Genomic DNA, 26,900 nt, shown 5'->3' on the forward strand with positions numbered 1-26,900 from the left:
CTGCACGTAGCGCACCCCAACGGTCACCGACGGCTGATGCTCTGGCGGACTCTCGCACGGCCTGACGGGACACCCTCTGTTCAGGGCAGCGCGCATGCTCCGAGCCTTGCCCGGACGATGGCGCGAAGTGGCTCGGGCTGAACACGAGCCGGCTCCTGATGCTGCTGAACACGGGGGCCGGCGTCCTGGCCCTGTGGAGTCACCGTGCCGGCGATCACGGAGCGTCTGATCGCTTCGGGCGAGCTGGACGTGTACCACGCGGCAAGGCTGACCCGCTGCGGGTACCGCGGGGCCAGGACGTCGATCCGGTACCGCGAGCTTGTCGCCGCCGAGGGCCGACGCGCGGCGATGCCTCCGGAGCACCCGCTGACTCTGAAGGCGCGACAGTTCACTCGCGAAGAGCATCTTCGGCACTCCCGGCGCCGGATCCCCAAGCGGCGCTGAGCAGGTCGTGACCATGCTCGCACTGACGCTCGGCACCACCTCCCCCGCGTTCCTCCTGGTGATCCTGCACGTGCAAATCTGGCGGGCCTGGCAGGACCGCTGGCTCAACAATTGCGCGCGCACTGCCAGACCCTGGTCCGACGGGAAGCCCACGGCTAGGTCGGCCGTTCCGTCAGAACCCGAATCCGGATCCGGGGGGGGCAGCGACGGAGAGGCGGGCCATCCCCTCGAAGCGGGTGGCCCGCAGGCTGCCAAATGCAGGGCGACGTGCGCGGGCTCACCCGGAAGCTGGCTGATGCGGTAGGCGCCATCGGCATGTGGATCTACCGGTTCGCCGTCGATGGCGACGGAGGCCGTATGACCTTGGGCGGTGATCCACACACTGAGCAGGTTATCGTCGTTGTGATCCGTTCAGCCGACGCCAGAAGGGCTGTCGACCGGCCTCCATCGGCTCAGTCCCTGTCTATTGGGGACCACGGCCAACAACGTAATCGTTGCGGGTTCCAGTCATCGTTCACAGTCGGCGCCAGCGTGCCGAGGCGAAGGAGAAGACGCCGAAGAGGATCAGCCCGATGGCGACGGCGACCAGCAGCCACGGCCCCATCGGGGTGTCGGTGAAGCTGCGGAGTGTGCCGTCCACGCCCTTGGCCTCGTCGGCATCGAATTGGATGGCCGCTGTCAGGACGAAGATCCCGGCCGCGGCGAACACCATGCCACGTGCCACGCCACCGCTGACGCCGAGGCCGGTGACGATCTGTTTCGTGCGGGGGTTCATGGCGGCGGTGTCCAGCTGTCGCAGGAACTTGCGCATGGCCGCCCGGATCGCGAGCACCGTGCCGATCCCGATCAGGAGGCATCCTCCAGCGGCCACGAGGAGCTGCCCGTAGGGCAGTTTCAGTACGGATGCCGTCCAGTCCTTGGACTGCGCGTTGCCGCTGGATCCCTGGCCGCCGCCGGCGGCGTACGTGGCGGTGGCCCAGCAGATGAAGCCGTAGAACAGCGCCCGGCCGCCGTCCAGCAGTCGGGAGGGAGTCTTACGGTCAGGGCCGCGGGTCAGCACCGCTCGGGAGGCGCGCCACAGGGCCATGCAGCCGAAACCCACGGCCAGCACCCACAGCATGATCTTCCCGAAGGGCTGTTCCGCGATCTTCGCCAGCGCGCCCTGCCGGTCGGCTGACTTCCCGCCGCTGCCGAGCGCCAGCTGGATGGCCAGGGCGCCGATGAGGACGTACACGACTCCCCGCGCGGAAAAGCCCGCCCGACCCGCAGTGGACAGCGTATGGTTCTCCGCCGAGCGCCGGGTCGCGGCACCGCCGGTTCGCTTCCGACCAGATACCTGGGACGACGTCACGATGTCTCTCCTTACAGCATGGCCGGCGGTGAGCGTCTGGGCCCGCCGAGTGGCCGCTTGGTGTGATCAGCGGCGGGCGAGTTGTCGCTCGCCGCGGGCGCCCGGCTCGTAGGTCAGGCCGTAATGCTGGAAGACCGCCGCCTCCTGCGTGGCCGGCAGCACGTCGTCCGTACCGATCGAAGGGGCCTTGCGCACCAGCGACTTGGCGTAACGGATCTTGAGGTAGCCCGGTCCGGCGATCGCCTCGTCCAGAGGGACGAAGAGCAGCCGGTGGCGGGTCGGCAGCCCGGTGCGCACCGTGGCCATGAACGGCTCGTCGGTGGTGGTGTCGACGTATACCGCTTCGAGGATGCCGATCTTGTGGCCTTCGATGTCGAGGACGTCCCGGTCGCGCCACTCGCGGACATCTGCTGACTGGATCATGGGCTTGCCCTCTCTGGGCGGTTGCCTTGGTGGCTGGTGGGGGATGTCACCGCCGGTTCTCCGCATGAAGTCGTCGCAGTGCACGGCGCAACTCGTTGCGCAGTGGCTCGGGGAGCGCTTCGCCGTCGGCGGTGGCGACCAAAGCTGTGGCCACCTCGCGGAGTTTGACATTGCTGTGCTGCGACACGTCTACCAGCAGACTTCTGGCCGTCCCGTTCGCACACGGAGCCAGGACCATCACCATGCCGATCGCCTGGTCGATCACTGCCCGGCTGGCCAGCGCCCGCTGTAACTGATCGTTGGCGGCCCGCAGTTCGACGACGGCGAGTTCCAAGGACGCGTCGTCACTCCAGGCCACCTCTTCTGCCAGCATCCTCTCGTCTTCCTGGGTCCTGACTGTCTGGCCCATGAAACCTGCCTCACCCCGAAACGCTCGGGTATCGGATGCCGGAAAACTGTCACCGGTGATGTTGTTCGTCCCGCCGGTCCTGGCGGTTCCAACGCCCCTGGCGCTGGCGTCGGTAGCGGCGGTCCCAGCGGTTCTGGCGGTCCCGGTAGTCCCGATAGCCGCGGTACTCGGAATTGCCGAACTGATCCCGGCTGCCCCTGCCACCCCGGCCGTAGTGGAAAGCCCCGAAGATCAGCACGGCTGCGGCCACCCACCACATGGGATTCAGAAATCCGAAGCCGAGCAGAGCCACGACAAGGATGGCGAATAAGACGATCACGGCAGGCCTCCCGGGGCGGAACAGATCATCGCTGCCGGGGACTGGGGCCTCACTTCGCAGCTTAGCCCTGTCAAGGGGTCGCGGATACGTTTCGACGCCGCCGCATATCACCGTACACACATGGCTACTTGACAGCTTGTCAGGAAATGAGGCGGCGATTAGCGTCTGCGGTGCCGCCCCGGCCCCCGGCAGCATCGACTGGTTGCCGCGCCCCTCACAGGCGCCACTCGCGCACCGCAGACGGCACCGCCGCATCACGCATGTTGCCGCCTTCGCCCTTGCCTCCCCCACAGCGACCACGGCAGCGGCTCGATGCGCTCCACGCGGGCATCTCCACCACTGCCCGCCTCGCCGCACATGCCCCCAAGCAGGCGGTATTCATGTACGCGCTGGTCGCTCTCGTCCCCTTCATCCTGCTCGCCACCCTCATGAGCCTGTCCTGGTGGGAGGACCGCATCCTGCCGACGCCGGCCGACCCGACCGACGCTTCCCGCACGGCTCCGACAACCCCCGGCGGGCCCACACGCCACTCCTGACCCCACACCGCTCAACGGCCGTTGACAGGAGCCATGGGCAGGCGTTGACTGACGGCACGGTGTAGGGCTGTGCCACTCCGGACCCTTGAGGTGCGGCATTTCACCTTCCCGCTTCGCCCGGACCCCGCGGATGTCAAGACCTCTCCGCGCGCTCTGGTGGCCCGGCCACGCTCGTATGGATTCCTCAGCGGCGGTAGCCGGAGCCGCGGCGGTGGTCGAGGCCGGTTAAGCCGCAGCCGCGGATAGCCCGGCGCCCCACCCACCAAGGTCAAACAGAGGACAGCCGTGACTACTGGAAACACGTTCCGGAACAAAGTGCAGGCGCTCAAGGGCCGGATCACTCAGCGCGTCGGTCGAGGCACCGGCAACAGGCGACTTGAGCGCGAAGGCAGGACCGACCGGGTGTCGGGAAACCTGAAGCAGTCCGGCGACAAGGCCAAGAGCGCCTTCCGACGCTGACCACGAACGCCCCGGGTGGCACTCACGCCACGTGGCCGCCACCCGGCCGGCATCAACAGAGAACAACTCAATAGAGGTTGATGGAAATGAAGCAGAGCACCGAACAGAGCATGAGGCGGAGAAGGCAGCCATGTTCATCATCGTGATCATCGCCGTGGTCGTCATCGCAGCGACCGCCCTCTTCTTCCTCAAACGGACGCGGACTCCGGGCGGCGGCAAGCGCGGCCTGCAGAGCCGCTTCGGACCCGAGTACCAGCGCGCGATCACTGACCACGACGGTGACGTCAAAGCGGCCGAACGGGAACTCGGCGAGCGGGTGAAGCGGCACGGTTCGCTCCGGGAACAGCCGCTGTCACCCGAGGAGCGCGAGTACTACGTGGCTCAATGGGCCGACGTTCAGGAACAGTTCGTCACATCGCCGCAGAAGGCGGTCGCCGAGGCCGACATGCTGTTGGCGCGGCTGGCCAGCGACCGGGGATACCCCGTCGGGGAGCAGTTCGAGGAGCGGATCGCCGCGCTCTCCGTCCACCACGCCCACTACGTGCAGGGCTATCGCAGCATGCACACCGCGGCTCGTGGTCAGAGTGGGACCGAGGAGATGCGAGAGGCCATGGTCGAGGCTCGCGGCCTCTTCGAAGCACTGGTCACCGCACAACCCACCCACAACGACCGGCACCATACGCAGACCCCCGAAGACCACGGCCACCCGTCGCGGACACCCGGGAGGCGGCACGCCAAGGGAAGTGGTACCTCATGAGGTACGACCAAGAGCGCGCCCAGCAGCCTGGAACCATGAGCCCGGAATCCGCGAAGCAGCGCGCCCCACAGGCGCCTCCGGCCGAACCGGCCCACGCACCACACCAGTCCGGCATCAGCGCCGTCAATTCTGGTCAGACCCCGACGGAGATGCTGATCACGCAGGGCGACCGGGACAAGATGACCATGCGCCTCCAGCAGGCCCTGAGCACTTTCGTCGAGAACCCGCACCAGGCGGTCCAAGAGGCCGACAGCGTCTTCGAGGAAGCCGCCGCCCACCTCACCAACGTCCTCACCGAACGACGCCACACCCTGCGCGCAAGCTGGCAGGACCCGGACACCGAAACACAGACCGAAGAACTACGCCTCGCACTGCGCCAGTACCAAGAGACCACCGAGCGGCTGCTGCGCATCTGATCCAGGACGGGCCACTGGCACATCCTTTTCATGCAGGCCCAGCGCGGGCTGCGCGTGTCACGGTCCTTCGTCCACCGGCCGCACGGTCCAGCAAGCAGGTACCGCAAGAGGTCCCTGCTCGACCGGCGGCCGCGATGAGGAACTGCGGAGGGTTCGTCAACGGATCCTCCGCCTCGATCCAAAGATCGTGGCCCGCCAGCTGCAGCGTGACGCCATCCCCGTTCGGCACAGCGGTCCAGGTCGTATGCCCCATACCGCTCGACAGCGTCGTCCACGGTCCACCGCTCACGAGGGCGCAGGGTGGGCCATGCGGGTCGTCGTCGGCACCGGTGCGGTACTTCCACGCTACGGCCTCGATCACCGTGCGGTGGCTGTGCAACCGGCCGCCCCGTGCAGGCTGGCGTGGGAGCAGATCCTTGATCCGCTCCCACGCCGTGTCGGTCACTGCGCACGCGTGATCAGGGCTGAGTGGGGCACTCGTCTGTCGGCGTAGCCACCGGAATCGCCTGTGGTTCGCCGCTCATCGGCAGGAGAAGACAGATGCTGGCATTCGTGGCGGCCGTGCTCTTCGTCATCGCCTTCGTCATCCACGCAACCGAGACGTCGACCGAGGCAGTCTTCAGCCCGACGAGTCTCATGCTCGTCGGGCTCGCCCTCCTCGCCCTGCACTCGGGCGGCCTGGGGTCCGGATGGTCCCCCCGCAGCCGCGGTCGCCGGCGCTGAGTGTTCTCGGTCTCCGACTGGACTGTCGAGCGCGTGGCATGCCCGTCGTCGTCCGGCACACGCGCGGCGCGCCCGGTGATTCCGGGCGGCCGCGCGCGTCGCCTTGAGCGTAGTGTCACTGCACCCGGCCCTCGCCAGTCTCTGACGTGTTGTCTTCGGGCAGGCGCACGTCGTTGACGGAGATGTTCACTTCGACGACTTCGAGACCAGTCATTCGTTCCACCGCCCCGATCACGTTCTCGCGTACCTCCGCGGCGACCTCGGTGATGCGCACTCCGTACTCCACGACCACTTCCAGATCGATGGCGGTCTGCTTCTCGCCGACCTCGACCTTGACGCCGCGGCCCGCGCTGGAGCGTCCGCCAGGCACACGATCGCGCATCGCACCCACGGTGCGGCTGAATCCGCCTCCAAGTGCGTGGATTCCAGGCACTTCGCGTGCGGCGATCCCGGCACCTCCTCGGGGGTCCACGGGCTTCCGTACGCCGGCAACCATCGGTCGCCGCATTTCGCACCAGCCTCCAAGTACCTTGTGGCACAACGGATATGCACACCAGGTACCGCTGAACCTGGCCGATGACCAGCCCTTGAGAATGGGCAGCTTCCGGACACCTACTCGAGCGGGATGGGGACTATCCTGAAGTACGGACGTCCCGGACCCCGGCGGACCTGTTGCTGCTCGACACAGATGGCTGCGAGGAGCGGACCACGTCGTCCGGTCCCCCGGTGCATCCCTTGGAGGGACTGAGCGGTTCCCTTGTCCTGGTGGACAGATTGTGTTGGACCGCCTGTTCACCTGCCTCCGCCGAATCTCTGCCTCTGCCGGGCCCGTCCCAAGAGGAACCGGGAGCCCGATTCCCCTGCGTGACTCTGTCCGGCGGATCTCTGGAACTGAGGCGTCATGCCTTTACCGCACTTGAACATCTACCGGCACGACAGAAGGACCAGGACGCTGATCACCCTGGCCGGTGAGATCGATCTGGAGACGGTGCCGCTGATGCGCGCGACGTTTGAGCGGTGCCTCCGGGACGGCGTGCGCATCATCGACGTCGATCTCACCCCTGTCACCTTCTGCGACTGCAGCGGCCTCAACACCATCATCGAGGCGTACCTGCACTCCACCGCGGCTGGGGGCACGCTACGGCTGCATTACCCGCCTCCCATGCTGGCGCGGATGATCGACCTGAGCGGTTGCGGCTTCATGCTCATGGGCCTGCCTGCTGTTCCAGGACCAACCCCCCTCCAGAGCCCCCTCTCCGCTGCCCCGGCTCCACTCCCCGCGGCGTGTTTCGAGGCAGTGCATCAGCTCGCTCCTACTGTCTCGGGCGGTGCGCTGTGATGGCCTGGCCCCCGCGGCAGCAGCCACGTAAACCCGCAGGCGACGAGTTGCCCGGCATCGGCGGGGAGCGGCTGCGCCGGGTGAACCGCTGGCTGGCGGAGGACCTGCTTGAGGATCTGGCGGATCTGTACGTGGAGTCCTCCGAAAGGGAGCCGAGCGAGGACTACCGCAGTCGCAGTCGGCAGGACTTCCTGAACCGTCTGGCCGGTGACATCCGTCAGCCGGGGTTCGCCATGGTGATCGCGGAGACGGACGCCTTGGTGGGATGTGCCTTCGGCTTCCCGGTGCGCAGCGACGGCTTCTGGTGGTTCGGCTTCGACGGCACGCTACCGCGCAGCGTCGAGCAACTCACCGAGTCCGACGGCGTCTTCGCGATCACCAACATCCTGATCCGGCCACACTCACAGGATCAGGACCTGGCCTGCCGTCTGCAGGAGCGACTGCTGGCCGACCATCAGGCGTCGCTCGGCACCATCTTGGTGGACCAGGCCGACCGCCCGGCCCTCAATGCCTTCCGCTCGTGGGGTTGGCAGGACATCGGAGAAATCTGGAGGCCCGCCAGCCCCACGATGTTCCGGGTGCTGGTCCTTCCTGTCGGAGACCGAACCGTGGCGAGGCTGGAGAAACCTGCTCACCACGCCTGGACGCGGCGGCCCGGGTGATGCCCGACAGCCGGCCGTCGCGGATCCGCCTGCTGGTCGCCGAGCAGGCGGCCCGGCGTGGTGCCCGGGTCGGAGTGATGGACGTGTGTACCGCGGCGGTGGCCTCTCTGCCGGTCGGCGGGGCGGGGGTGTCGGCGATGTCCCGGACCGCGGCGAGCCATCCGTTGTGCAGCACCGACGACATCAGTGAGCAGTTGGACGAGCTGCAGCTCACGTTGGGCGAAGGGCCGTGTGTGGATGCCTTCACGCACGGTGCGGCCGTCCTGACGCCCGACCTGCGGGTAGGTGAACTGCAGGACTGCTGGCCCGTGTTCGCCGGCGCGGCCTTGGAGGCCGGGGCGCTCGCGGTCTTCGCGCTCCCTCTGCAGATAGGGGCGATCAGCCCTGGGGTTCTGGATCTGTACACCCAGGTCCCGGTCCGGTTGAACACGGAGGAGCTGGCCGACGCTTTGGCCTTCGCCGATCTCGCGACGCTGGTGCTGCTCGACGCCCGGGTCGATGAGACAGGCGCGTCGCCCAACGACGGCGCAGCGAAGGGACAGAGCGAGCATCTGGGCGGGTACCGGGCGGAGATCTCCCAGGCCACCGGCATGCTCACCGTCCAGCTCGGTGTCGGTATCGAGGAAGCCTTCGTGCGGCTGCGCGCCCATGCCTATGCCCACGGGCGTCGGCTCACCGGCGTGTCCGACGACGTGGTGGCAGGCCGGCTCCGCTTCTCCCCCGACGCGGAGCCGACCCGGAGCGACGAGGACACATGACGCCCTCGCTCGATCCAGTGAACGCACGATGCGCCACGCTTCCCTCCCCATTCGGGCAGGGCCCGTCTTCATAGAGGTGTAAATGATGGATGAGCGACTACTGGCCAAGACCTTCGTCGAGTTGGCGGACAATCTGGTCGCCGACTTCGACCTGATCGACTTCCTGCGCCTGCTGACCGACCGCTGCGTGGGAATGCTCGGCGCGAGCGCCGCCGGAGTGCTGCTCGCCGACCGTGACGGCGAACTGCGGGTGATGGCCGCCTCCGACGAACAGGTGCGCCTCCTGGAGCTCTTCCAGCTCCAGAACGACGAGGGCCCCTGCCTGGACTGCTACCGCACCGGAACGCCCGTGGCCGTCCCGGACCTGCGTAGGGAGACCGTCCGCTGGCCCCGCTTCGCCGCCCGGGCCCAGCTTCACGGCTTCAGCGCGGTCCAGGCCCTGCCCATGCGCCTGCGGGACGAGGTCGTCGGCGCGCTGAACCTCTTCCGTGTCGCCCCCGGCCCCTTCGACCCGGTGGGCACGCCCATCGCCCAGGCCCTGGCCGACGTCGCCACCATCAGCCTCCTGCAACAGCGCACCACCCAACGCACCACGGTCCTCAATGAGCAGTTGCAGACCGCGCTGAACAGCCGCGTACTGATCGAACAGGCCAAGGGAAAACTCGCCGAACGCCAGGGCATCGACATGGAGCAGGCGTTCACCGCCTTGCGCAGCTATGCCCGCGCCCACAACCGCCGTCTCTCCGACGTGGCCCGCGCCTTCATCGACGACACCGAGCCTTTCGCTGATCTGGTGTCCTGACCCATACCCCAAAGAGTGGCCAGACTTCCCAGCATGACCGCTCCGGGTACGAGCAGGGTCTCTGCGCCGGGAGCGCGGGATCTGGGTCCGGCCTCCCGAGGGAGATGCGGCCGGTTGGTCCTGGCTGCCGGTTCCGAGCAGTTCCGAGCAGGGATGGATCTGTCTCCCGGCCCGGTGCGGCCTTCGGCAGCGAAAGCAGCAGCCTGTTCCCCACCGGCAGGGGTACCCGCCCGGCATGCGAACCCTCGAACCGCGTCCCGGCGTACGCACGAGCCTCGCCTCCCCGGCCACGAAGGGCCTGACCGGCAACCGCAGCGCACGCCGGGCCGCCCTGCGCGGTACCGGCTCGCTGGCCCTTGTCTCCGCCGCCATCCAGGCCACCACCAAGGCGCTCGACAAGCGTCGACCGCTCCGGCATCCGCCGAGCGGGGTGGCGACCTCTTTCCGCACGGCCGGAGCCGCCGCCCTCGCAACTGCTGCCACCCTGGAGACACCCCGGCTGGGGGCCGCCCTCATTCCCCTCGCCGCAGGCATCGCCGTCTCCCGCCTCCGTGCCGGAGCACACACGCCCGGCCGGGTTCTCATGGACGCCGCGTTCGGCGTGGGGATCGCCGTGGCGACGTGCCGCTGGTGGCCGCTGCACCGCGACGAGCCCGCCGACAGCGCCCGGCCGAAGCTCCCGGTTCCCGCTCTTCCGTCCGGCGAGGGTCTTGTCGTGGTCGTCAACAGCGACGCCGGTGGCGAAGTGCCGGCCGACGTCGAACTACGCACTCTGCTACCGAAAGCGGACCTGCGGGTCTGCGAAGCAGGCGAGGATCTGCACACCGTGCTTCGGCAGGCCGCCGCGCAGGTACAGGCACGCGGCGGCGCACTGGGCGTGGTCGGGGGCGACGGCACGGTCAACGCGGCGGCCGTGCTGGCCGTCGACAACCGGCTGCCGCTCGCGGTGTTCCCCGGCGGCACCCTCAACCACTTCGCCGCCGACCTTGGACTGCCGACCTTGAAAGAGGCCGCCGACGCGGTGGAGGCGGGCCGCGGCGGTGCCGTCGACCTCGGCCGGATCACCGGCGACGGCACCTGCACCTACTTCCTCAACACGTTCAGCATCGGTGTCTACCCCGAACTCGTCCGGGCCCGCGAGGCCCGCGAGAGGGCCCTAGGCAAGTGGCCCGCCCTCGCCATCGGCCTGCTCCGCGTCCTCGCTGACGGCGCCCCCATCGACGTCACCCTCGACGGACAGCCCCGGCGGCTGTGGCTGCTCTTCGCCGGCAACAGCCGCTACGACCCGCCCGGCTTCGCCCCCTCCTACCGCCGCACCCTCGACGACGACCTCCTCGACCTGCGCATCGTCGACGGAAAACACCCCTTCGCCCGCACCCGCCTCGTCGCGGCCTTCCTCACCGGAACCCTCGCCCGCTCCCGCGTCTACCAGGAAACCACCGCCACCCGCCTGCGCATCGAGGGTGTGGGCACGGCAGGCGACTACACCCGTGACGGTGAAGTGAGCCCCGCCGCCGACACCCTCGTCCTCGACAAGAGGGGCCACGCCCTCACCGTCTACCTGCCCGCTCCCCAGTGAGCCTGTGCCATCAGCGGACAGCAACGCAGTACGGATCCGGGACTATGCTGCGAAGCAGACGCCCCAGACCCTGGCCGCGCACCGCCAATTGGACACGATGCCGTCCTGCGTGTCTTCCGGTCTTCTGAACCGAGGCGCCCCATGCACACCCCGCAGCACCCACACGAACCCGACAGCTCAGAGCCGTCCGCCATGGACGCCGTGCGTCTGCGCCGGCTGAACCGCTGGCAGGCCGAGGAACTTCGAGAGGACCTCGCGGACCTGTACGTGGAATCCTCCACAGTTGACTCCGGTGAGGAGTTCCACGGCCGACAGGAGTTCCTGCACCGCCTGGCGCACGACGTACAACAGCCAGGATTCGACATGCTGGTCGCCGAGGCGAAAACACTGACCGGCTGCGCGTACGGACTTCCCGTGGCGCGCGACGGCTCCTGGTGGCAAGGGTTTGACGGTCCTCTGCCCCAGAACCTCGAGCAACTCACCGCGTCCGGACACGTCTTCGCGATCACCGAAACCCTCGTCCATCCGCACGAGCAGGCCCGCGGACTCGCCCGCCGTCTGCAGGAACGCCTGCTCGCCGACCACCAGGCATCCCTCGGCGTCACCCTGGCCGCCCAGGCCGATCACCCGGCGCTCGCCGCCTTCGAAGCCTGGGGCTGGCAGGAGATCGGACAGATCCGCCGGCAGCCACCTGCCCCGACAACCCTGCGCGTACTAGTCCTTCGGCTCGGAGCGCGCACGACAGAGAACCCTGACGGTCTGGCTCACAACGCCCGGACCCAGCGGCCCGAGTAGCCCCGCATCCGGCAGCCGCACGCGGAGCGTGCGGAGATGCTGCAGGGCCCTTGTTTGGGATCCGCACGCCGGGCTACCCGAGCGGGGCGTCCGACGGTCGACCCGGGCGAAGGCACCGGAGGGTTGGGGACACAGCTCCCGGTGCCGCCCGCGCACCACCCCCACTCCCCCGCTCGCAACTCCCGCCGTTCGTCGCATGGTTGCGCGACGCGTCAGCGCTTTGGCACCGCGCCCAGCTGAGGGCGGTCAAGACCGGGGTCGGTAAATCCTCTCGCAACGACGTGCAGGACGCGGGCCATCGCCTGGGCTCGGACGACTGGTCGGGGTACACGGAGAGAAGGCGCACGTCACTACGCCGGTTAGTCACGGCACGGCTGGGCGCAAGGGCCAGGCTGAGGCCGACGGCGACCATGGCCTGCGCTTCCTGGTAGTCGTGGGAGGCGTAGGCGATGCGCGGTTCGAAGCCCGCCTGACGGCAGGCACCCCGGAGCACCTCCGCGACCGAATGGTTCTCGGCGCGGATGATCCACTCCTGGTCCGCGAGCTCGGACAGTCGCACACGCTCGGAGGCGACCAGCGGGGAACTGGTCGGTGTGACTGAGCACGGTAGTTGGCCAGCTTGGCCAACTACCGTGCTCAACGGTGGCGTGCCAGCCGCTGACGGCCGTTATGCAGAGTTGCGCAGCACCGAAGCAGGTTGGGCGCCGTGCTGGTCAGACGGCCAGTACGAGGCGTCCGGGCAGGCCACCCGCTTCAGTCCGGCGGTGGGCCTCGGCGGCCTGTTCCAGGGGGAGGACATCAGCGACGCGGATGGTGAGCGTGCCGGTGGCCAGGCGCTTTTGTAGCCACAGTTTGGAGCTGACCGTCTGACCACCGCGACGCCGATTCCAATGCAGGCGGTCCGGGTTGGTCAGGCTGCATCCGCGGTGGAGGGAGCGGAGATCTTCAGGCGGCTGGAGGGCCGTACGTGCATCCAGAACAGCAGGATGAGTCCACGGCGGTCCTCGCCGGTGAGGCGACCGGCACGTGCGACGGCCATGACCGACGAACAGGTACGGCACGCCCGCGACCTGCTCGCCCGCCCGGAGAGCAGTGTCACCTCAATCGCGAAGCTGCTCGGTGTCTCTCGCAACACCATCGTTCAGCAGGCTCAGGCTGGGCCTTGCGATGTTTCGGCGGCGGTGATGTGGACCTCGGTCGCGCCGAGGACGCGTCCGTTGGCCTGGACCTCGATGCGGTGCGGGCCGGGGTGGATCGTGCGGACCGAGAGGCACTCGAACCGGTGCCGGCGTGAGAAGCCGACCGCCTGGCCCGCGGGGAGGTCCCGGGCGGTCAGCTTGAACACCTTGCCCGCCTTGGGGCCGCGAACCCCTTGGTAGTGGACTATGTAGTCGATCGCCGCTCTCGTCGCGTCGGTGGCGTGCAGCGTGAAGGTGACGGTGGTCGCCTCCCCGATGGAGATGGTGGAGGGCGAGCAGGCGAGGTCCGTGATCTCGATCGGAGCATGGTGATCGAACCCCAGAACCGCGAGAGCCTCCGGGTGTCCTCGCTTGACGAGTGTCCGCAGGCCGTGGCGTACGACGAAATCGCCCTGTGTGCTGCCGCGCAACCATCGCCGGGCGGTGACGAGGACGAGGTCGGGGTGGTCCTTGCTGATGTCGTTGAGGTGGTTCGCCACGGAACGGCGCACGTAAAGGGACTCGTCGTTGACGAGAGGCTCCAGGAGCGCCAGCGCGGGAGCGGGGTCGGCGACGAACCGCGAGAGCTGCGATGCCCAGGGCAGCCGCGGGCGCGTGCCCTCCGAGACGAGCCGCCGAACGTGTTCGTCCGGGTCGGTGGTCCACGCCCTGAGCTGGTCCATCGTGACCTCGTAGTGGGCTTCGACGAAGGGGCGGATAGCGAACTCGGCGGTGTAGCGGGAGGTGAGCGCGGCCAGCAGCGGCAGCGCGACGTCGGGCCGGTCCAGCAGCGCCGAGGCGACGTAGGCGTTGACGGGCATGGAAGCCCACCCCGTGAGGCCCCCGCTGTCGAGGGCACCACGGATCACCCGGCCGGCTTCCTCGGGGGACGTCGGCATCGTCGCCGCGAGGGCACGGGCGATCCAGTCGATACGGGCCTTCAGCTCCAGGTCACCGATACCGGTGCCCGCGAGCTGCTCGAATGCCGTCCGGTCGAACGAGGCCGAGGCACCGGCGAGGTCATCCGCGAGACGCCCGATGAGCTCCGGCGACAGTTCATCTTTGAAATCGGCCATCTCAACGCCCGCCCGCGGTCACGTCGAGGCCCCCGACCGCTCGCCCCGTACAGCACTCGGCCGGCGGGAGGAGGGGCTCGATGCGCTCCCACTGTTCGTTCGGGAGCGGTGTGAATCTCGACCTGGGCATCATGATTTCGAGTCTGCCACGGACCACTGACACACGGCCGGTACCTCAGGCGCTCTGAGCTGCGACGACACCCCGCTTCGCGCAGCCAGCCTGCCATGCTGGACCAAGGATCGTTTCTGACAGTGGAGGCTGAGCGTCGCGGCCGAGCAGGGGGCGGCTCCGTTCTGCTGTGCGGCGTGGGGGTGTTGTAGTGTGTTCGAGTTCCTGCGCCAGGTTTCGGTGGCAGTGACTGGACCTCCTGTTCCTTCTGTTTCGATCTTGGGGTGACGTCTTATTAACCAGGCCATGTAGTCGTCCGTGTTCCCCGCGTGCTGTTGTGTCGCACGTTTCCGGGGGCGGACGTCGCGCTGGCCTGAGTTGCGTCACCCATCCCCGCAGTTTTCCTTCCCGGGTGCAGCTCTGCCGTCTGCCCCGGGTTCCGTGTTTCCCGGCCCCGGTGCGGCTGTCGGCAGGGCTCCCCCGATTCCTTTGGATCAGGAGTTCCCGTTTTGTCTTCCTCCGCGCTCGGCAACGAGCCGCAGCACACCACCACCCAGACCCCGACCCACCCATCACCGGGACCCTCGAAGATGGCCATGGGAACCTGGATCGCCCTCCTGGTGCTGCTGACCGCCGAGCTGATGAACATGCTCGACCAGTCGGTCGTCCTGACCGCCCTGCCCGCCATCCAGGAGTCGACCGGCGCCGGACCGGTCGCGGTGCAGTGGCTGACCACCGCCTATTCCCTGCCGGTCGCCGTCGGGCTGATCACCGGCGGACGGCTCGGTGACATCTACGGCCGGCGCAGGATCCTGCTCATCGGCACCGTCGTGTTCACTGCCGCCTCGCTGCTGTGCGGTCTGGCCACCGGCCCGGGCGTGCTGATCGGCGCCCGCCTGCTCCAGGGCGTCGGCGTGGCCGTGATGATCCCGCAGGTCCTGGCGACCATGCACGTCACCTTCGAAGGCCAGAACCGCAGCAAGGCGTTCGGCCTGTACGGGGCCGTCCTGGCCATCGCCAACGTCCTGGGCCCGGTCCTGGGCGGCGTGCTCACCCAGGCCGACCTGTTCGGGCTGTCCTGGCGGCCGATCTTCCTGGTCAACGTGCCCGTCGGGCTGGCCGTACTCCTCCTGGGACGCAAGTTCATCCCCAAATCGACCGTCCGCAAGGCCGACCGGCTCGACCTGGTCGGCATGCTGCTGTCCGGCCTGGCCATCGTCCTGATCCTCTTCCCGCTCACCGAGGGCCACGCCCACGGATGGCCGCTGTGGTGCTTCGTCATGCTCGCCGCCGGCGTCCTTGTCCTCGGTGTCTTCCTGCGCCACCAGCTGCGCAGGCAGAGCAACGCCCCGCTGGTGGCCCTGTCCCTCTTCCGGGTCAGGCAGTTCTCCGGGGGCATGGCCGCGGACCTGCTGCACGGCCTGCTGTGCGGCCTGTTCTTCATGACCTGGACGCTGTACCTGCAGCGCGGACTGGGTATGAGTCCGTTCCACGCGGCCCTGGCCTTCGTGCTGCTCTCCGTGGGAGAACTGGGCGGCGCAACGGTCGCGGCGAAGACCGCCGGACGTTTCGCCCGCCGTCTGCCGCAGGCCGGAGCCCTCATCGCGACCGCTGCGATGGTCACCTACGGGCTCCAGATCGGCAGCCACCAGGCCGAGCTGACCCTGCTGGCGATGACCGCTCCGGTGGTGCTGATCGGCTTCGGACTGGGCATGGTCTCCGGCCCGCTCGCCGATTTGTCGCTGGCCAGGGTCCCGCACGAGGACGCCGGTTCGGCCTCGGGCTTGTTCAACACCGCCATCCACCTGGGCATCGCGCTGGGCACCGCGCTGACCGCCGTGGTGTTCTTCGCCATCACCGGCGGCTCTCCCGACGGGTCGGTCAACCGCGACGCGTTCGTCACCGTGCTGTGGTGGGTCGGCGGCCTCCTCGCCGTGATGTGGGCGCTGATGTTCTGCCTGCCCAAACAGGCGGAATACCAGGCCGGCTGAGCAACTTCCCACGGCGGCGGTGCCCGCACCCCGGGCACCGCCGCCCCCTCCTATTCCAGGGTCTGTACGTCGCGCCTCCCGCCGACTACCGGTCAGGTGCGTGTGGCCACATAGGCGTTCCAGTCGCGGGCTGCTCGGCGGGTTGGCTTTATTCATGAGTAGTAGATCTGGCTCAACTCCTGGGCTCTGTCACTGATTTGGGAGCGTGATCACGGCGATAGCAGTATGCGGCGCCGCAGCAGGTCGAAGTTGACCCGGCCATACATTTGCCTTTTCAGCAGCTCGATCCTGGTGACGTTGCCCTCGGCCGCTCCTGATGTAGGTGGTGGTGAGTGCCGCCAGGACGGCTGCTCGGTCGCGGCGCATACCGCTGGCCAGGGTGCGGAGTTCTCGTTGTCCTCTAGGCGGACGTCGGCGAGCCAGACCTCGAGGACCAGGTGCTCGTTGCGCCGTTCGCGCAGAATCAGGGCCAGGCGGCGGGCGTACTCGGTGGTCGTGGCCAGTGCAGGACTGCGATCACACAGGTCATCAAGACACTTGCGCTCGGTCCCCGTGAGCTGTTCGGGCCTGCGCATGATCCAGCCGGTGACGCGACGGACAGTCATATAGGACAGCGGGGCGTCCGGCGGGATCGCTCCGGTGCGGTAGGGCCGCACGTAGCGGCGGACGGTGTTGACGTCACGGCGTTAGCCCAGTTACTGGATCTCCCGGGCCAGGGCGGCGGACAGCCGCGCCGAGGAGCTCCTCGACATCTGCAGCCCCGGCGAAGCGGAGGACGGTGCCGCGGCTGAGGTGAAGTTCACGGCCGATGGCACGCAGGCTGTCGCCGCGCTCGATCCGCTCGTGGATCTGCTGGTAGCGCTCGCGGGTCCGTGACACCAGCGGGCGCGGTCGGCCGTGGATGTCGAGCTCATCGGCGGACGCCTGGTCCGCAGGTGGGGCAATGGCTGACAACGCCAGGATTTCACGCAGATCAGCTCGGTGTCGGCCGACGATGCGCTCCACGGTCTCGGCCAGGTTGTGGAGCAGGTGCCAAAGGTCGGCCACTTGCCTGGTCTGCGGCCCGGCGGACGCGAAGGCCATTTCGTCAGGAGTTGCAGGAAGGAGTCTGGTACTCAGGACTCAAGAGCGAGCTCAAGACGGTTGCCGCTCCGTCTTCGCTGCCGATGATCTTTGAGAGCTCGGCACACCGGTCACGGTACTGCCGGTCATGCAGTGTTGTGTGCAGGGCGTCGGCCAGCTCCCGTGCCGTCAGCCGGCGTGCGGCGAGGAAGGTGGGGGCCAGGCCCAGGGCCGTCATGCGGCGGGCCCAGAAGGGCTGGTCGAGGGAGAGGGGCACAGGCACGGTGGGGACCCCGGCCTTCAGGCCGGCACCCACAGTCCCGGGACCGGCGTGGTGCACCAGGGCGGTCATGCGGGGGAAGAGCCAGTCGTGAGGGCACTCGCCGATCGTCAGGACGTCATCCGCGGAGACATCGAGGCCCTGCCAGCCGGCCTGTACCACCGCTCGTACGCCAAGCCTGCGGACGACCTCCTTGATGGTGGTGCCCAGACGCTCCGCGTCGCCCGGAGAGACACTGCCGAACCCGAAGTACACGGGAGCGGGCCCCGCGGCGAGGAAATCAACCAGGCGCTCGTCGGGGCGCCAGCCAGGGTCCCGGGCCGGCCACCAGTACCCCACGCACGCGTGACCGTCGGACAGAGGGAAATCTTTCGGCAACAGGGCGCCGCTGTACCCGTGCAGGACACGTTGACCGCGCAGGACGTCGCCGAGAGCGCCGGCCTTTCTCCGCCGCGTCCCCAGTTCCTGGTTGATCCAGGAAAGAGCCGGAGCGTACAAGGGGCTCATGGCCGCTCGCGCCAGGGTTTCGGCGAGCCGGTAGCCGTGGCGGGACATCACAGGGGGTGCACTCAGCCGGGGCAGGAGCATCCCTGGTGCGGCCGTGTAGATCCCGACGCAGGGCAGGCCCGTTCGCTCGGCGATCACGGCACACAAGGGATGGGCCAGAGGATGGGCGAGGATCACGTCCGTGCCCTGCCCGACCGCGTCGAGAACGCCGCGGGCGATCACTTGAGCAATGTCCTGGGCATTGCTCACCCTGCGCCGGATCCGGCTGGGGCTCTGCCATCGGTCGAACCGGTCCGCGGCCAGCGCGGACTCTTCCTGCCGGGCCAGGGGAAGGACATGCACAGGTATGTCGTGGAGGCGGAACCTGGGTGCGTGGCGCTCCGAAGTGGCGACCACCACCTCCTGCCCCGCGGCCCTCAGCCGCACCCCCAGCCCCACGTACGGGGCCACGTCCCCCGTCGAGCCCCACGTCACCAGCAGCATCCGCATGCCGCCGAGTATGAACAGATCGACCGGCACGCACGGCACGGAACGTCTCCCCGCACCCAAGGGAGCACGGCGTGACACTCGCACGGATGAACCCGCCGGGAAACACCCTCATCGGCCAACCGGCCGCTGCTATAGAGACGGGATGTCTCAGAGCACCTGCATTCAAGCGACGGATCACGAGCTGGACTACCGCGGATTCCGCTTCGTGGCCCGCACAGCCACTGCGGGTAACGCGGCCACCGAGCCCCTCGTCGTCCTCGGCGGTTCCTCGCAAGACCGCCTCTCCTGGACGCGGTACGAGCGGCTGATCCTGTCGCACACCAGCATGCTGACCCTGGAACTGCCCGGCTACGGGGACGCCGACCCCCTCCCCGTCGAGCACGGCATGGACTTCCTCGCCGACACCGTCCGCCATGCCGTCGACACACTCTCGCTCGGACCGGTCAATGTGTTCGGAGCCTGCTTCGGAGCCTCCGTCGCCCTGCGGTACGCACAACGGCACCCGCACCGGATCGCGCGTCTGATGCTGGGAGGAACCGCCGTGGAGATCTCCCCCGAGTACACCGCCTCCGCCAAACGCTGGCGCCGCATGGTGGACGAGGGCCTGCTCGACGACTTGGCCCGGGACATGGTCGAGCAGTTCATGGCCCCGCCCGACCACGGACTGGTGCGGCGACGGGCTGCTGTAGCACGCCTCATGGGGCAGAGGTTCGCCCAGCTCACCGAGCGCGAACTCGCCATGGACATCACCCATCACGAGCGTCTCCTGTCACACCCGTGGAGCCTGCCCGAGCCGGCCGTCACCCTTCCCGTCCTCGTGTTCACCGGCGAACACGACACCATCACCCCACCTCCCGTAGGGCGGCGGGTCGCACAGGGGCTCCGGGCGCGGTTCACCACGATCAAGGAGGCCGACCACCTGGTCCAGATCGAACGCGATACCGACCTGGCTGACCTGATGGCCCGCTTCTTCACCGATCAGCCGCTCGAGGCGCTCTCCTACCTCAACCCCGTCGAGCGCTTCCCACAACCCGTCAGTGGCTCTCGCTGATCTGCGGTGAAGTCATACGCTCACCCTGGGCAACGGCGGCTCGATCGCTGCCCACAACGCGTCATCGACTTCCCACGGCTTCGGCCGGGCCACCCCGCCCCCCAGGCCAGCGCTCCCGGAGTGATCCAAACACCTCGAAGATCATTTCGTGAGGAGTTCGGTGACCACCGTTGCCCGGCGGCACCGCTTACGCAGCGGCTGCGGGAGCCGTGGCCGGGAGAGACGATGGTGGTCACGGTGTCGCCTGCCGAAGGAATGTGGACTTGGTGCTGCTGTCACCGTGCCGACGGGTGGGAGGAGCGGCTGGCCATGGACAAGGACGGGCTTCAGGCCGATCTTGGACCCGCAGGGAGTGCGGAGCTGAGAGGCTCACCACGGGGCGGGCTGCTGGACATGCTGGGTGTGGCGGCGATCGTGCTGGATGCGGATGGGCGCATCGTGTTCTGGAGTCCGCAGGCTGAGACATTGACGGGCTACAGCGCCGGGGAGGCGCTCGGTCGGTATGCCGCTCAGCTTCTGGTGGCGGACGAGCACGTCGATCTTGTGCTCCGGTTGTTCGCCGAGGTGATGGGCGGCGAGGGGAGCTGGGCGGGCACCTTTCCAGTGCGGCACAAGGACGGCCGGACGCGGCTGCTGGAGTTCCGCAATATGCGGCTGGAGGACGATCTCGGCGATCTGTATGCGCTGGGTCTTGCCACGGACCAGGCTGTCCTGCGGCGTGTGGAACGGGATCTGGCGCTGTCGGTACGGCTGGTGGACCAGTCGCCGATCGGGCTGGCCGTCATGGACACCGATCTGCGGTATGTGATGGTCAACCCGGCGCTCGAGCGGATCAACGGCCTGTCCGCTGACGAGCACCTGGGGCGGCGCGTCGGGCACGTGCTGCCCTTCCTGGACGCCGACAGCATCGAGTCCGCGATGCGCCAGGTCCTGGTCACCGGAACGCCGCTGCTCGATCAGGAAACCGTCGCCCGCACCCCTGCCGACCCGGACACCGAGCACGCCTGGTCGGTGTCCTTCTACCGCCTGGAGGACCCTGGCGGAAAGGTACTCGGGGTGGCGACCTCAATCGTGGATGTCACCGACCGGCACCGGGCCGACATGGACGCGGACCGGGCCCGGCACCGGCTCGCCGTTGTCGCCGACGCTTCCGTACGCATCGGAACCACCCTGGACCTGGAACAGACCGCCCGTGAGCTGGCCGATGTCGCCGTGCCCGAACTCGCCGACATAGCCGCCGTGGATATCCTCGACTCCGCTCTGTCCGGCCACCGCGCCCCTGCCTCCGCCAACGGACCGGCGGTGTTCAGAGCCCTGGCGGTCGCTACCGCCTACCCCACCGACGCCGCCGCGGCAGCTGACCCTCCGGGCCAGGTGGCCCGCTACGACGCCGATCGCCTGGTGACCCGATGTGTGAACACCAGCCAGCTGGTCATGGTGCCCCACGCGGACGAGGCAGACCTGTCTCTCATCGCCCGCGACCCCAGGGCCGCGGCTCTGCTGGCCAAGGCAGGGGTCCACTCCTACCTGGCCGCCCCCTTGATCGCCCGCGGCGAAGTCCTCGGCGCCCTGGATCTCGTACGGGCCCGTAACCCTCTGGCCTTCACCGATGACGACGCCACCCTGGCCGGTGAACTGGCCGCCCGCGCCGCCGTGTGCATCGACAACGCCCGCTGGTACCAGCAACAGCGCGACACCGCACTCACCCTCCAGCGAAGCCTCCTGCCCCAACCACCGCCGCACCTGTTCGGCCTCGAGGTCGCCTCCCGCTACCAGCCCGCCAGCGCGGCCATCGAAGTCGGCGGCGACTGGTACGACATCCTCCCTCTCACTGAGAACCGGACCGCGCTCGTCGTCGGCGACGTCATGGGCAGCGGCATCAACGCCGCCACCACCATGGGACGGCTGCGCACCGCCACCCAGACACTCGCCGGGCTGAACCTGGCGCCCGCAGAGGTACTGCGCAACCTGGACCGGATCACCGCTTCCCTGGACCCCTACATCGCCACCTGCACCTACGCGCTCTACGACCCCCACCACGCTCAGTGCCACATCTCCACCGCCGGACACCTGCCCCCCATCCGCATGCGGCCCGGACACCCGCCCGAACTCCTCGACCTCCCCACCGGCGCCCCGCTGGGGGTCGGCGGCGTGCCCTTCCGTACCACCGCCGTCGACCTCGACCCCGGCGACCAGCTCCTGCTCTACACCGACGGTCTGGTCGAGACCCGCGATGAGGACATCGACTCTCGCCTGGGCGTCCTCCTCGCCCTCCTCGAAGGCCCTCACCGCGACCTCGAATACACCTGCGACCACCTGCTGGCCGCACTGCGACAGCCCGGCGACCACGACGACGTCGCTCTCCTCATCGCCCGCGTCCGCCGCTGACCCTCCCCGTGGGCAGCCCCGGCGATCCGGGCGCCCAGGGAGGGGTCGTTGTTGCGCTGCCGGAACGCCATGTCCAGCTCGATGACCACGACAGCCCAGCATCTTCTTGCACGAAGGCAAGCGGCGCGTTCAGGGGACGGGATTCCTCATCGGCAGAGGCACCGCCACCGGCCAGCCCCACTGCGGCAACCAACTCCGTTGCCAGAGGCAGGACTTAGCCTTACGACATGACCCACAAGGTGCCGCCGACCAGCAGGGTGGCCACGGTAAGCAGCAGGACGAGGAGTAGAACGGTGAGGGTCATGCCCGAGCCGCCATCCGGTCCGGTTCTCCCGCCCCATGCATGGCGCGCCTCGTTCTTGCCCGGCGACCAAGCAGCGGACTTTCGCCGAGCCCGCCACGCCGGCTCCATACCGGAGCCGGACCGCGTCACGCCGTCAGCGCTGCAGTGTCAGCAGACCCGGACGGTAGGGCAGGAGGCCGTAGTCACCGCCGGAGTTGGGGCTGCGTCCCTGGTAGAGCATCTGCAGATTGCACGGATCGACGGTCATGGTCTGATCGGCGCTGGTGCGGAGCAGTTCGCCGTGGCTGATGTCGTTGGTCCAGGTGGCGCCGCTGTTGGCCTTGCCGGCGAAGGGATTGCTCTCGGTCGCGGCCTGGGGTGTCCATGAGCCGTTCAGACTGGTGGCCGTGAACGAGCGGAAGTAGCGGCCCTGCGAGCCGATCGCCTCGACAATCATGAGGTAGCGGTTCTGGCCCTGGAGCTTGTAGACCTGCGGGGCTTCGAACAGGTTGTTCGTCGTATCGCTCATGACCACTGTCGAGTTCGAGCCGAAGCTGCCCGGGAAGTTCCCGATCGGCATACTGGCCCGGTAGATCTTGCCGTTGTCACCGGCGAAGAACAGGTACATGTTCGACCCGTCGGCGATGAGTGTCTGGTCGATGGGTCCGGTTCCGGAGCCGGGGATGCTTCCGGAGAAGAGCACCTGCTCGGACGACCAGCCATTCGGGTTGGTGGGGTCGCTCGAGGTCCGGTAGGAGAAGGCGGTCCCACCCCACTGGTAGGCGAGCACTTAGATGTTCTTCGGCGCGAAGTAGAAGAGCGTGGGCGCGACAGTGGACGAGGACATCGTGTTCTGGCTGGCCGCGGCCATCTCCGACCAGTTGGTGAACGGGCTGAAGTTCATCGAACCCCACCTCGTCCCCGTGTCGTGCGTCGTCGCGTAGACGAGTTGCTTGCCGTTGTAGGGGGCGACGGTGAAGTCCTTGACCGAGACCCACCCCGGCTTGGGCTGCGCCAGCGCGCCCGTTGAGTTCCAGCGGTATGTCGACGGAAGATCGCACGGACCGGGGTTGCCGCCGCCGACCTTGACGAGCTGCCACTGCTGGTTGGTTCCGCCCCAGTCGTCGTACTGGACGACGTTCGCGTTGTCGGCGGTGGAGCCGCCCTGTACTTCGAGGGCCTTGTTGCTGTGGCGCGAGATGAACCTCACGTAGCCGTCCGAGCTGTCGGCCAGCCGCCACTGCTGGCTGGTGCCGTTCTGGTCGGCCCACTGAACGATCGACCCGCCGTTGGCGGTGGACCTGTTGTGGACGTCCAGTACCTTGCCGGAGTGGCGGGACTTGATGCGGTAGTTACCGCCGCCGGAGTCGACGAACTGCCACTGCTGCTGGTTCTGGTCGTTCCTGGTCCACTGGGTGATGCGGGCGCCGTCGTTGGTCGCCAGATTGTGGACGTCCAGGGCCTTGCCGCTGTTGCGGTTGACCAGCACATACCAGGCGTTGGTGTCGACGGTCGCCGCGGCCGCGGGCGGGGCACCGAGGAAGGTAGCCACAAGCAGCAGTGGCGCAAGGACGGCGAGCAAGCGCCTCAGGGGGACTAAGCGTCTCAGGTGGACCGGGGGCGGATGGCGGAACCACATCAGAAGGACTCCTTGGGAGGGCGGGAGTTAGGTGACCCCGATGAACCACGGAGCGGCCGCGCCGGGGTTCAGGGACGGACGGGATAGGTGTGAAGGCGGCCGCTCATGCCGAAGAGTTGGTGCTCTGGGCGCTCCAGCCGGAGCACTTCGCTGACCATGGGCCTCCGGGGTGGGAACGTCGGTTCAATCCCGAAAACTTTTCGGAAACTTCTCGAATTCCTTGACGCCATAAGCTAGGAACGTGGGGCCTCCGGGTCAAGACCTGTCGCCGATCTGTCCACAAACAGCGCCTCCTTTGGGCTTGACCAGCATGTCGGGCCGACCGGAAACTCTTCGAAAGTTTGCGGCACAGTTCGCCAGCCCAGGCGTCCCACAGAGGAGAGAAGTTGAGCACGCAGCGCCCGGCCCCCGCCGTCACATCTTCAACTCCCTTACGAGTCCACACCTGTTGACGACTGCTCTACGCGTCATTACTGTCCGCCTCGAATCTTCGATACGCCGACCGCTGTTCGAGATTTCGACTGGGAGCGCTCCCAGAGAGAGAAGGACGATCATGTCGGTGCGACCCCGATCTCCGAGACGTCGGTCACGGACACTCAAGGGCTCAGCCGCTCAAGGGCTCAGCGGTCGTCGCGGTGTCCAAGGCGACCAACGTCTACAAGGTCACCAGGACAAACCAGTACCTGGACACAAGACATCAGCCACGGTCGAGACGGTCCGCGCCGGGGGCGACTACCTCCGCCTGCCCTGGCGCATGGGCCTGCTCCCCCAGACCAACTCCCCCTGCTGACCACCATCTCCACAGGAGCCGCTCATGCCCCCCACCCCTTCGTTACGCCACCCCAGACGCCTCGCCGCCACCCTGCTGACGAGTTCCCTCCTCGTCGGCGGCCTCCTGACCGCGCCCACCGCGGCAGCCGCCCCCTCCGCGGCGGCGACCTCGGCCGTACGCGTCAACCAGGTCGGCTACCTGCCTGACGGACCCAAGCGCGCCACCGTGGTCACCACGGCGACGCAGTCGCTCACCTGGCAGTTGCGCGACGCGTCCGGGACGGTGGTCGCCTCCGGTGCGACCGTCCCACGCGGCGCGGACACCCCCTCCGGGCAGTCCGTCCAGGTGGCCGACTTCTCCTCGTACCGAGGGACCGGATCGGGATACGTCCTGGCGGTGGACGGCAGTGGCAGCGTGCCCTTCGACATCCGCGCGAACCTGTACGACGCTCTGCGCTCCGATGCGATGGCGTTCTTCTACCACCAGCGCAGCGGCATCCCCATCGACGCATCCCTGGCGGGATCCGCCTACGCGCGCCCGGCCGGACACCTCGGTGTCGCGCCCAACAAGGGCGACACCTCCGTCCCGTGCCAGGCCACCGTGTGCGACTACACCCAGGACGTCAGGGGCGGCTGGTACGACGCGGGCGACCACGGCAAGTACGTGGTCAACGGCGGCATTTCCACCTGGCTGATGGTCAACTCCTTCGAGCGGGCCAAGCGGGCGGGCAAGGACGCGGCGCTCGGCGACTCGACCCTGCGGGTCCCCGAGCGGGACAACGGCGTACCCGACGTCCTGGACGAGGCGCGCTGGGAGCTCGACTTCCTGATGCGGATGCAGGTGCCCGAGAACAAGCCGTACGCGGGCATGGCGTTCCACAAGATCCATGACGCGGACTGGACCGGCATGCCGACCCGCCCCGAACAGGACGCTCAGCCCCGCGAGCTGCACCGTCCGTCCACGGCGGCGACCCTCAACCTCGCGGCAGCCGCGGCGCAGTGCGCCCGCGTCTTCAGGCCCTACGACGCCGCCCTCGCCGACCGCTGCCTGTCGGCCGCCCGCCGGGCCTGGACGGCGGCCAGGGCCAACCCGGCCCTGTACGCGCCGGATTCGGACAGCACGGGCGGCGGCGCCTACGGCGACACCAAGGTCACCGACGAGTTCTACTGGGCAGCGGCCGAGCTGTATGCCACGACCGGTGACAGCGACTACCGGGACGCGGTCACCGACTCGTCCTGGCACACTTCCCCAACTGCCTTCTCCGACTACGGGTTCGGCTGGGCGGATACGGCCGCGCTCGGCCGGCTCACCCTGGCCACAGTCCCCAACGGCCTCCCCGCATCCGACCGGGACCGGGTCAGGGCCTCGGTAACGGCAGCCGCCGACGGCTACCTGTCCCGGATGGCCGACCAAGGTTACGCGGTGCCCGTCCCGGCGGACGGCTACTTCTGGGGCTCCAACGGCGCGGTCGCAGGCGACGCGATCGTCCTGGCCGTCGCCGGGGAGCTGACCGGCAACGAGCGCTATCGCACCGGCGCGCTGGAGACAATGGACTACCTGCTGGGCCGCAATGCCATCGGCCAGTCCTACGTATCCGGCTACGGCGAGAAGTCATCGCGCAACCAGCATCACCGCTTCTGGGCACACCAGTTGGACGCTTCGCTGCCCAATCCTCCGGCGGGGTCCCTGGCGGGCGGGCCCAACAGCGCGCTCCAGGACCCAGTGGCGCAGGAGAAGTTGGCCGGTTGTGCGCCCGCCGCCTGCTACATCGACGACATCGGCTCGTACTCCACCAACGAGGTGGCGGTCAACTGGAACGCCCCGCTGGCCTGGCTCGCCGCCTACGCCGCCGAGCGGAGCTCCACCGGCGAACCCACCGGTGCCTGCGCGGTGACGTACAAGGGCGACAGCGTCTGGAGCACGGGCTTCACCGCGACGGTCACCGTCAAGAACACGGGCTCGAAATCCATGGACGGCTGGAAGCTGAGCTGGACCTACCCGGCAGGCCAGCGCGTCACGAACGCCTGGAACGCGACCGTCACCCAGGAGGGCACCGCCGTCGTCGCCCGCAACGCCGACTGGAACCGGACCATCGAACCCGGTGCGACCGCGAGCTTCGGTGTCCGGGGGACGTACAAAGGGACCAACCCCTCCCCCAGGGCCTTCACGCTCAACGGGCATGCCTGCACCTGATCCAGGCTCGGCCAGACCCGGGCAGACGATCCCGCCCGGGCTCACTCTGCAAGGCCCCCTACGTCACCCGGCGATCGACCGGGTGCTGTCCGTACCGGCCGGCATCGTCC

General features: G+C 68.3%; 28 protein-coding genes and 1 pseudogene. 16 read left to right on the forward strand and 13 right to left on the reverse strand.

Annotated features, from left to right (window positions below; genetic code table 11):
* The first annotated feature begins 204 nt into the window (after positions 1-204).
* Entirely contained in the window at positions 205-444 is a 240-nt protein-coding gene (locus tag E5671_RS03405; RefSeq protein ID WP_160502367.1) for a hypothetical protein, read from the forward strand.
* 514 nt (positions 445-958) lie between these two features.
* On the opposite strand, the gene E5671_RS03410 is transcribed toward E5671_RS03405, so the two are convergent.
* From E5671_RS03410 to E5671_RS03425, 4 genes are all read right to left on the reverse strand, one after another.
* The gene (locus E5671_RS03410; protein ID WP_336605648.1) at positions 959-1,795 is read right to left on the reverse strand and encodes a DUF1206 domain-containing protein; all 837 of its coding nucleotides are present in this window, start codon (positions 1,793-1,795) and stop codon (positions 959-961) included.
* Positions 1,796-1,861: 66 nt separating this feature from the next.
* Complete coding sequence (locus E5671_RS03415) at positions 1,862-2,218, reverse strand: PRC-barrel domain-containing protein (RefSeq protein WP_160502368.1); 357 nt, start codon at positions 2,216-2,218, stop codon at positions 1,862-1,864.
* Positions 2,219-2,264: 46 nt separating this feature from the next.
* Entirely contained in the window at positions 2,265-2,591 is a 327-nt protein-coding gene (locus E5671_RS03420) for an ANTAR domain-containing protein (protein WP_237330083.1), read from the reverse strand.
* Positions 2,592-2,676: 85 nt separating this feature from the next.
* The gene (locus E5671_RS03425) at positions 2,677-2,946 is read right to left on the reverse strand and encodes an MFS transporter (protein WP_160502370.1); all 270 of its coding nucleotides are present in this window, start codon (positions 2,944-2,946) and stop codon (positions 2,677-2,679) included.
* Positions 2,947-3,224: 278 nt separating this feature from the next.
* On the opposite strand from E5671_RS03425, the gene E5671_RS03430 reads away from it, so the two are divergent.
* The 5 genes from E5671_RS03430 (at position 3,225) to E5671_RS03450 (ending at position 5,837) form a co-directional block, all read left to right on the forward strand.
* Positions 3,225-3,482 (forward strand): hypothetical protein, encoded by a 258-nt coding sequence (locus E5671_RS03430; protein WP_160502371.1) that lies wholly within the window; start codon positions 3,225-3,227, stop codon positions 3,480-3,482.
* Between the two features lie 285 nt (positions 3,483-3,767).
* The gene (locus E5671_RS03435) at positions 3,768-3,941 is read left to right on the forward strand and encodes a CsbD family protein (protein WP_160502372.1); all 174 of its coding nucleotides are present in this window, start codon (positions 3,768-3,770) and stop codon (positions 3,939-3,941) included.
* A 130-nt stretch (positions 3,942-4,071) separates the two neighbouring features.
* Positions 4,072-4,698: a hypothetical protein gene (locus E5671_RS03440; protein WP_160502373.1), complete on the forward strand. Its 627-nt coding sequence runs from the start codon at positions 4,072-4,074 to the stop codon at positions 4,696-4,698.
* Positions 4,699-4,733: 35 nt separating this feature from the next.
* Entirely contained in the window at positions 4,734-5,114 is a 381-nt protein-coding gene (locus tag E5671_RS03445) for a hypothetical protein (RefSeq protein ID WP_237330084.1), read from the forward strand.
* A gap of 540 nt (positions 5,115-5,654) precedes the next feature.
* A complete protein-coding gene (locus E5671_RS03450; protein ID WP_160502375.1) occupies positions 5,655-5,837 on the forward strand; it encodes a hypothetical protein in 183 nt (60 codons plus the stop codon).
* 115 nt (positions 5,838-5,952) lie between these two features.
* Here the strand turns inward: E5671_RS03450 and E5671_RS03455 are convergent, their stop codons facing one another.
* Positions 5,953-6,378: an Asp23/Gls24 family envelope stress response protein gene (locus tag E5671_RS03455; RefSeq protein WP_443032562.1), complete on the reverse strand. Its 426-nt coding sequence runs from the start codon at positions 6,376-6,378 to the stop codon at positions 5,953-5,955.
* A 360-nt stretch (positions 6,379-6,738) separates the two neighbouring features.
* Between E5671_RS03455 and E5671_RS03460 the strand changes: the two genes are divergently transcribed.
* The 6 genes from E5671_RS03460 (at position 6,739) to E5671_RS03485 (ending at position 11,772) form a co-directional block, all read left to right on the forward strand.
* Positions 6,739-7,176 carry an STAS domain-containing protein gene (locus E5671_RS03460; protein WP_160502377.1) on the forward strand — a complete coding sequence of 146 codons (438 nt, stop codon included), beginning with the start codon at positions 6,739-6,741 and terminating at the stop codon, positions 7,174-7,176.
* 47 nt (positions 7,177-7,223) lie between these two features.
* Positions 7,224-7,838: a hypothetical protein gene (locus tag E5671_RS03465; RefSeq protein ID WP_237330085.1), complete on the forward strand. Its 615-nt coding sequence runs from the start codon at positions 7,224-7,226 to the stop codon at positions 7,836-7,838.
* A complete protein-coding gene (locus E5671_RS03470) occupies positions 7,838-8,596 on the forward strand; it encodes an ANTAR domain-containing protein (protein ID WP_160502378.1) in 759 nt (252 codons plus the stop codon). Before E5671_RS03465 ends, E5671_RS03470 begins: the two co-directional genes overlap by 1 nt.
* A gap of 85 nt (positions 8,597-8,681) precedes the next feature.
* The gene (locus E5671_RS03475; RefSeq protein ID WP_160502379.1) at positions 8,682-9,398 is read left to right on the forward strand and encodes a GAF and ANTAR domain-containing protein; all 717 of its coding nucleotides are present in this window, start codon (positions 8,682-8,684) and stop codon (positions 9,396-9,398) included.
* A gap of 235 nt (positions 9,399-9,633) precedes the next feature.
* A complete protein-coding gene (locus tag E5671_RS03480; RefSeq protein WP_160502380.1) occupies positions 9,634-10,977 on the forward strand; it encodes a diacylglycerol kinase family protein in 1,344 nt (447 codons plus the stop codon).
* A 192-nt stretch (positions 10,978-11,169) separates the two neighbouring features.
* Complete coding sequence (locus E5671_RS03485; protein WP_237330086.1) at positions 11,170-11,772, forward strand: hypothetical protein; 603 nt, start codon at positions 11,170-11,172, stop codon at positions 11,770-11,772.
* A gap of 73 nt (positions 11,773-11,845) precedes the next feature.
* On the opposite strand, the gene E5671_RS03490 is transcribed toward E5671_RS03485, so the two are convergent.
* The 4 genes from E5671_RS03490 to E5671_RS03500 all read right to left on the reverse strand — a co-directional run bounded on the left by E5671_RS03490 (position 11,846) and on the right by E5671_RS03500 (position 14,026).
* The gene (locus E5671_RS03490; protein ID WP_336605649.1) at positions 11,846-12,331 is read right to left on the reverse strand and encodes a LysR substrate-binding domain-containing protein; all 486 of its coding nucleotides are present in this window, start codon (positions 12,329-12,331) and stop codon (positions 11,846-11,848) included.
* A gap of 154 nt (positions 12,332-12,485) precedes the next feature.
* Positions 12,486-12,686 (reverse strand): zinc-binding dehydrogenase, encoded by a 201-nt coding sequence (locus E5671_RS47315; protein WP_336606033.1) that lies wholly within the window; start codon positions 12,684-12,686, stop codon positions 12,486-12,488.
* The gene (locus tag E5671_RS46900) at positions 12,683-12,811 is read right to left on the reverse strand and encodes a hypothetical protein (protein WP_272902938.1); all 129 of its coding nucleotides are present in this window, start codon (positions 12,809-12,811) and stop codon (positions 12,683-12,685) included. The genes E5671_RS47315 and E5671_RS46900 overlap by 4 nt, the downstream gene beginning before the upstream one ends.
* 111 nt (positions 12,812-12,922) lie before the next feature.
* A complete protein-coding gene (locus tag E5671_RS03500) occupies positions 12,923-14,026 on the reverse strand; it encodes a DNA alkylation repair protein (protein ID WP_160502382.1) in 1,104 nt (367 codons plus the stop codon).
* Between the two features lie 618 nt (positions 14,027-14,644).
* On the opposite strand from E5671_RS03500, the gene E5671_RS03505 reads away from it, so the two are divergent.
* Complete coding sequence (locus E5671_RS03505; protein WP_160502383.1) at positions 14,645-16,126, forward strand: MFS transporter; 1,482 nt, start codon at positions 14,645-14,647, stop codon at positions 16,124-16,126.
* A 209-nt stretch (positions 16,127-16,335) separates the two neighbouring features.
* On the opposite strand, the gene E5671_RS03510 is transcribed toward E5671_RS03505, so the two are convergent.
* The 3 genes from E5671_RS03510 to E5671_RS47320 form a co-directional block, all read right to left on the reverse strand.
* Positions 16,336-16,731, reverse strand: coding sequence for a transposase (locus tag E5671_RS03510; RefSeq protein ID WP_160502384.1), 396 nt, complete (start codon positions 16,729-16,731; stop codon positions 16,336-16,338).
* Positions 16,732-16,804: 73 nt separating this feature from the next.
* Positions 16,805-17,209, reverse strand: a complete 405-nt coding sequence (locus E5671_RS03515) for a hypothetical protein (protein WP_160502385.1) — start codon at positions 17,207-17,209, stop codon at positions 16,805-16,807.
* 4 nt (positions 17,210-17,213) lie between these two features.
* On the reverse strand, positions 17,214-18,494 hold the full coding sequence (locus tag E5671_RS47320; RefSeq protein WP_160502386.1) for a nucleotide disphospho-sugar-binding domain-containing protein: 1,281 nt from the start codon (positions 18,492-18,494) through the stop codon (positions 17,214-17,216).
* Positions 18,495-18,606: 112 nt separating this feature from the next.
* On the opposite strand from E5671_RS47320, the gene E5671_RS03525 reads away from it, so the two are divergent.
* Entirely contained in the window at positions 18,607-19,515 is a 909-nt protein-coding gene (locus tag E5671_RS03525) for an alpha/beta fold hydrolase (protein ID WP_160502387.1), read from the forward strand.
* A gap of 309 nt (positions 19,516-19,824) precedes the next feature.
* The gene (locus E5671_RS03530) at positions 19,825-21,903 is read left to right on the forward strand and encodes a SpoIIE family protein phosphatase (protein WP_160502388.1); all 2,079 of its coding nucleotides are present in this window, start codon (positions 19,825-19,827) and stop codon (positions 21,901-21,903) included.
* A 437-nt stretch (positions 21,904-22,340) separates the two neighbouring features.
* Here the strand turns inward: E5671_RS03530 and E5671_RS03535 are convergent.
* Positions 22,341-23,825: pseudogene (locus E5671_RS03535) on the reverse strand (non-reducing end alpha-L-arabinofuranosidase family hydrolase).
* An 814-nt stretch (positions 23,826-24,639) separates the two neighbouring features.
* On the opposite strand from E5671_RS03535, the gene E5671_RS03540 reads away from it, so the two are divergent.
* Positions 24,640-26,790, forward strand: coding sequence for a glycoside hydrolase family 9 protein (locus E5671_RS03540; protein WP_160502389.1), 2,151 nt, complete (start codon positions 24,640-24,642; stop codon positions 26,788-26,790).
* The last annotated feature ends 110 nt before the right edge of the window (positions 26,791-26,900 follow it).

Source organism: Streptomyces sp. BA2 (assembly GCF_009769735.1).
Classification (GTDB): Bacteria; Actinomycetota; Actinomycetes; order Streptomycetales; family Streptomycetaceae; genus Streptomyces.

Coding starts and splice junctions, on each gene's coding strand:
- E5671_RS03480 (WP_160502380.1), top strand. CDS start 9,634: ATGCGAACCCTCGAACCGCGTCCCGGCGTACGCACGAGCCTCGCCTCC.
- E5671_RS03530 (WP_160502388.1), top strand. CDS start 19,825: ATGGACAAGGACGGGCTTCAGGCCGATCTTGGACCCGCAGGGAGTGCG.
- E5671_RS03500 (WP_160502382.1), bottom strand. CDS start 14,026: ATGGCCGATTTCAAAGATGAACTGTCGCCGGAGCTCATCGGGCGTCTC.
- E5671_RS03470 (WP_160502378.1), top strand. CDS start 7,838: ATGCCCGACAGCCGGCCGTCGCGGATCCGCCTGCTGGTCGCCGAGCAG.
- E5671_RS03415 (WP_160502368.1), bottom strand. CDS start 2,218: ATGATCCAGTCAGCAGATGTCCGCGAGTGGCGCGACCGGGACGTCCTC.
- E5671_RS03420 (WP_237330083.1), bottom strand. CDS start 2,591: ATGCTGGCAGAAGAGGTGGCCTGGAGTGACGACGCGTCCTTGGAACTC.
- E5671_RS03460 (WP_160502377.1), top strand. CDS start 6,739: ATGCCTTTACCGCACTTGAACATCTACCGGCACGACAGAAGGACCAGG.
- E5671_RS03475 (WP_160502379.1), top strand. CDS start 8,682: ATGGATGAGCGACTACTGGCCAAGACCTTCGTCGAGTTGGCGGACAAT.
- E5671_RS03510 (WP_160502384.1), bottom strand. CDS start 16,731: ATGACTGTCCGTCGCGTCACCGGCTGGATCATGCGCAGGCCCGAACAG.
- E5671_RS03485 (WP_237330086.1), top strand. CDS start 11,170: ATGGACGCCGTGCGTCTGCGCCGGCTGAACCGCTGGCAGGCCGAGGAA.
- E5671_RS46900 (WP_272902938.1), bottom strand. CDS start 12,811: ATGGCCGTCGCACGTGCCGGTCGCCTCACCGGCGAGGACCGCCGTGGA.
- E5671_RS03540 (WP_160502389.1), top strand. CDS start 24,640: ATGCCCCCCACCCCTTCGTTACGCCACCCCAGACGCCTCGCCGCCACC.
- E5671_RS03440 (WP_160502373.1), top strand. CDS start 4,072: ATGTTCATCATCGTGATCATCGCCGTGGTCGTCATCGCAGCGACCGCC.
- E5671_RS03515 (WP_160502385.1), bottom strand. CDS start 17,209: ATGGCCTTCGCGTCCGCCGGGCCGCAGACCAGGCAAGTGGCCGACCTT.
- E5671_RS03445 (WP_237330084.1), top strand. CDS start 4,734: ATGAGCCCGGAATCCGCGAAGCAGCGCGCCCCACAGGCGCCTCCGGCC.
- E5671_RS03450 (WP_160502375.1), top strand. CDS start 5,655: ATGCTGGCATTCGTGGCGGCCGTGCTCTTCGTCATCGCCTTCGTCATC.
- E5671_RS03525 (WP_160502387.1), top strand. CDS start 18,607: ATGTCTCAGAGCACCTGCATTCAAGCGACGGATCACGAGCTGGACTAC.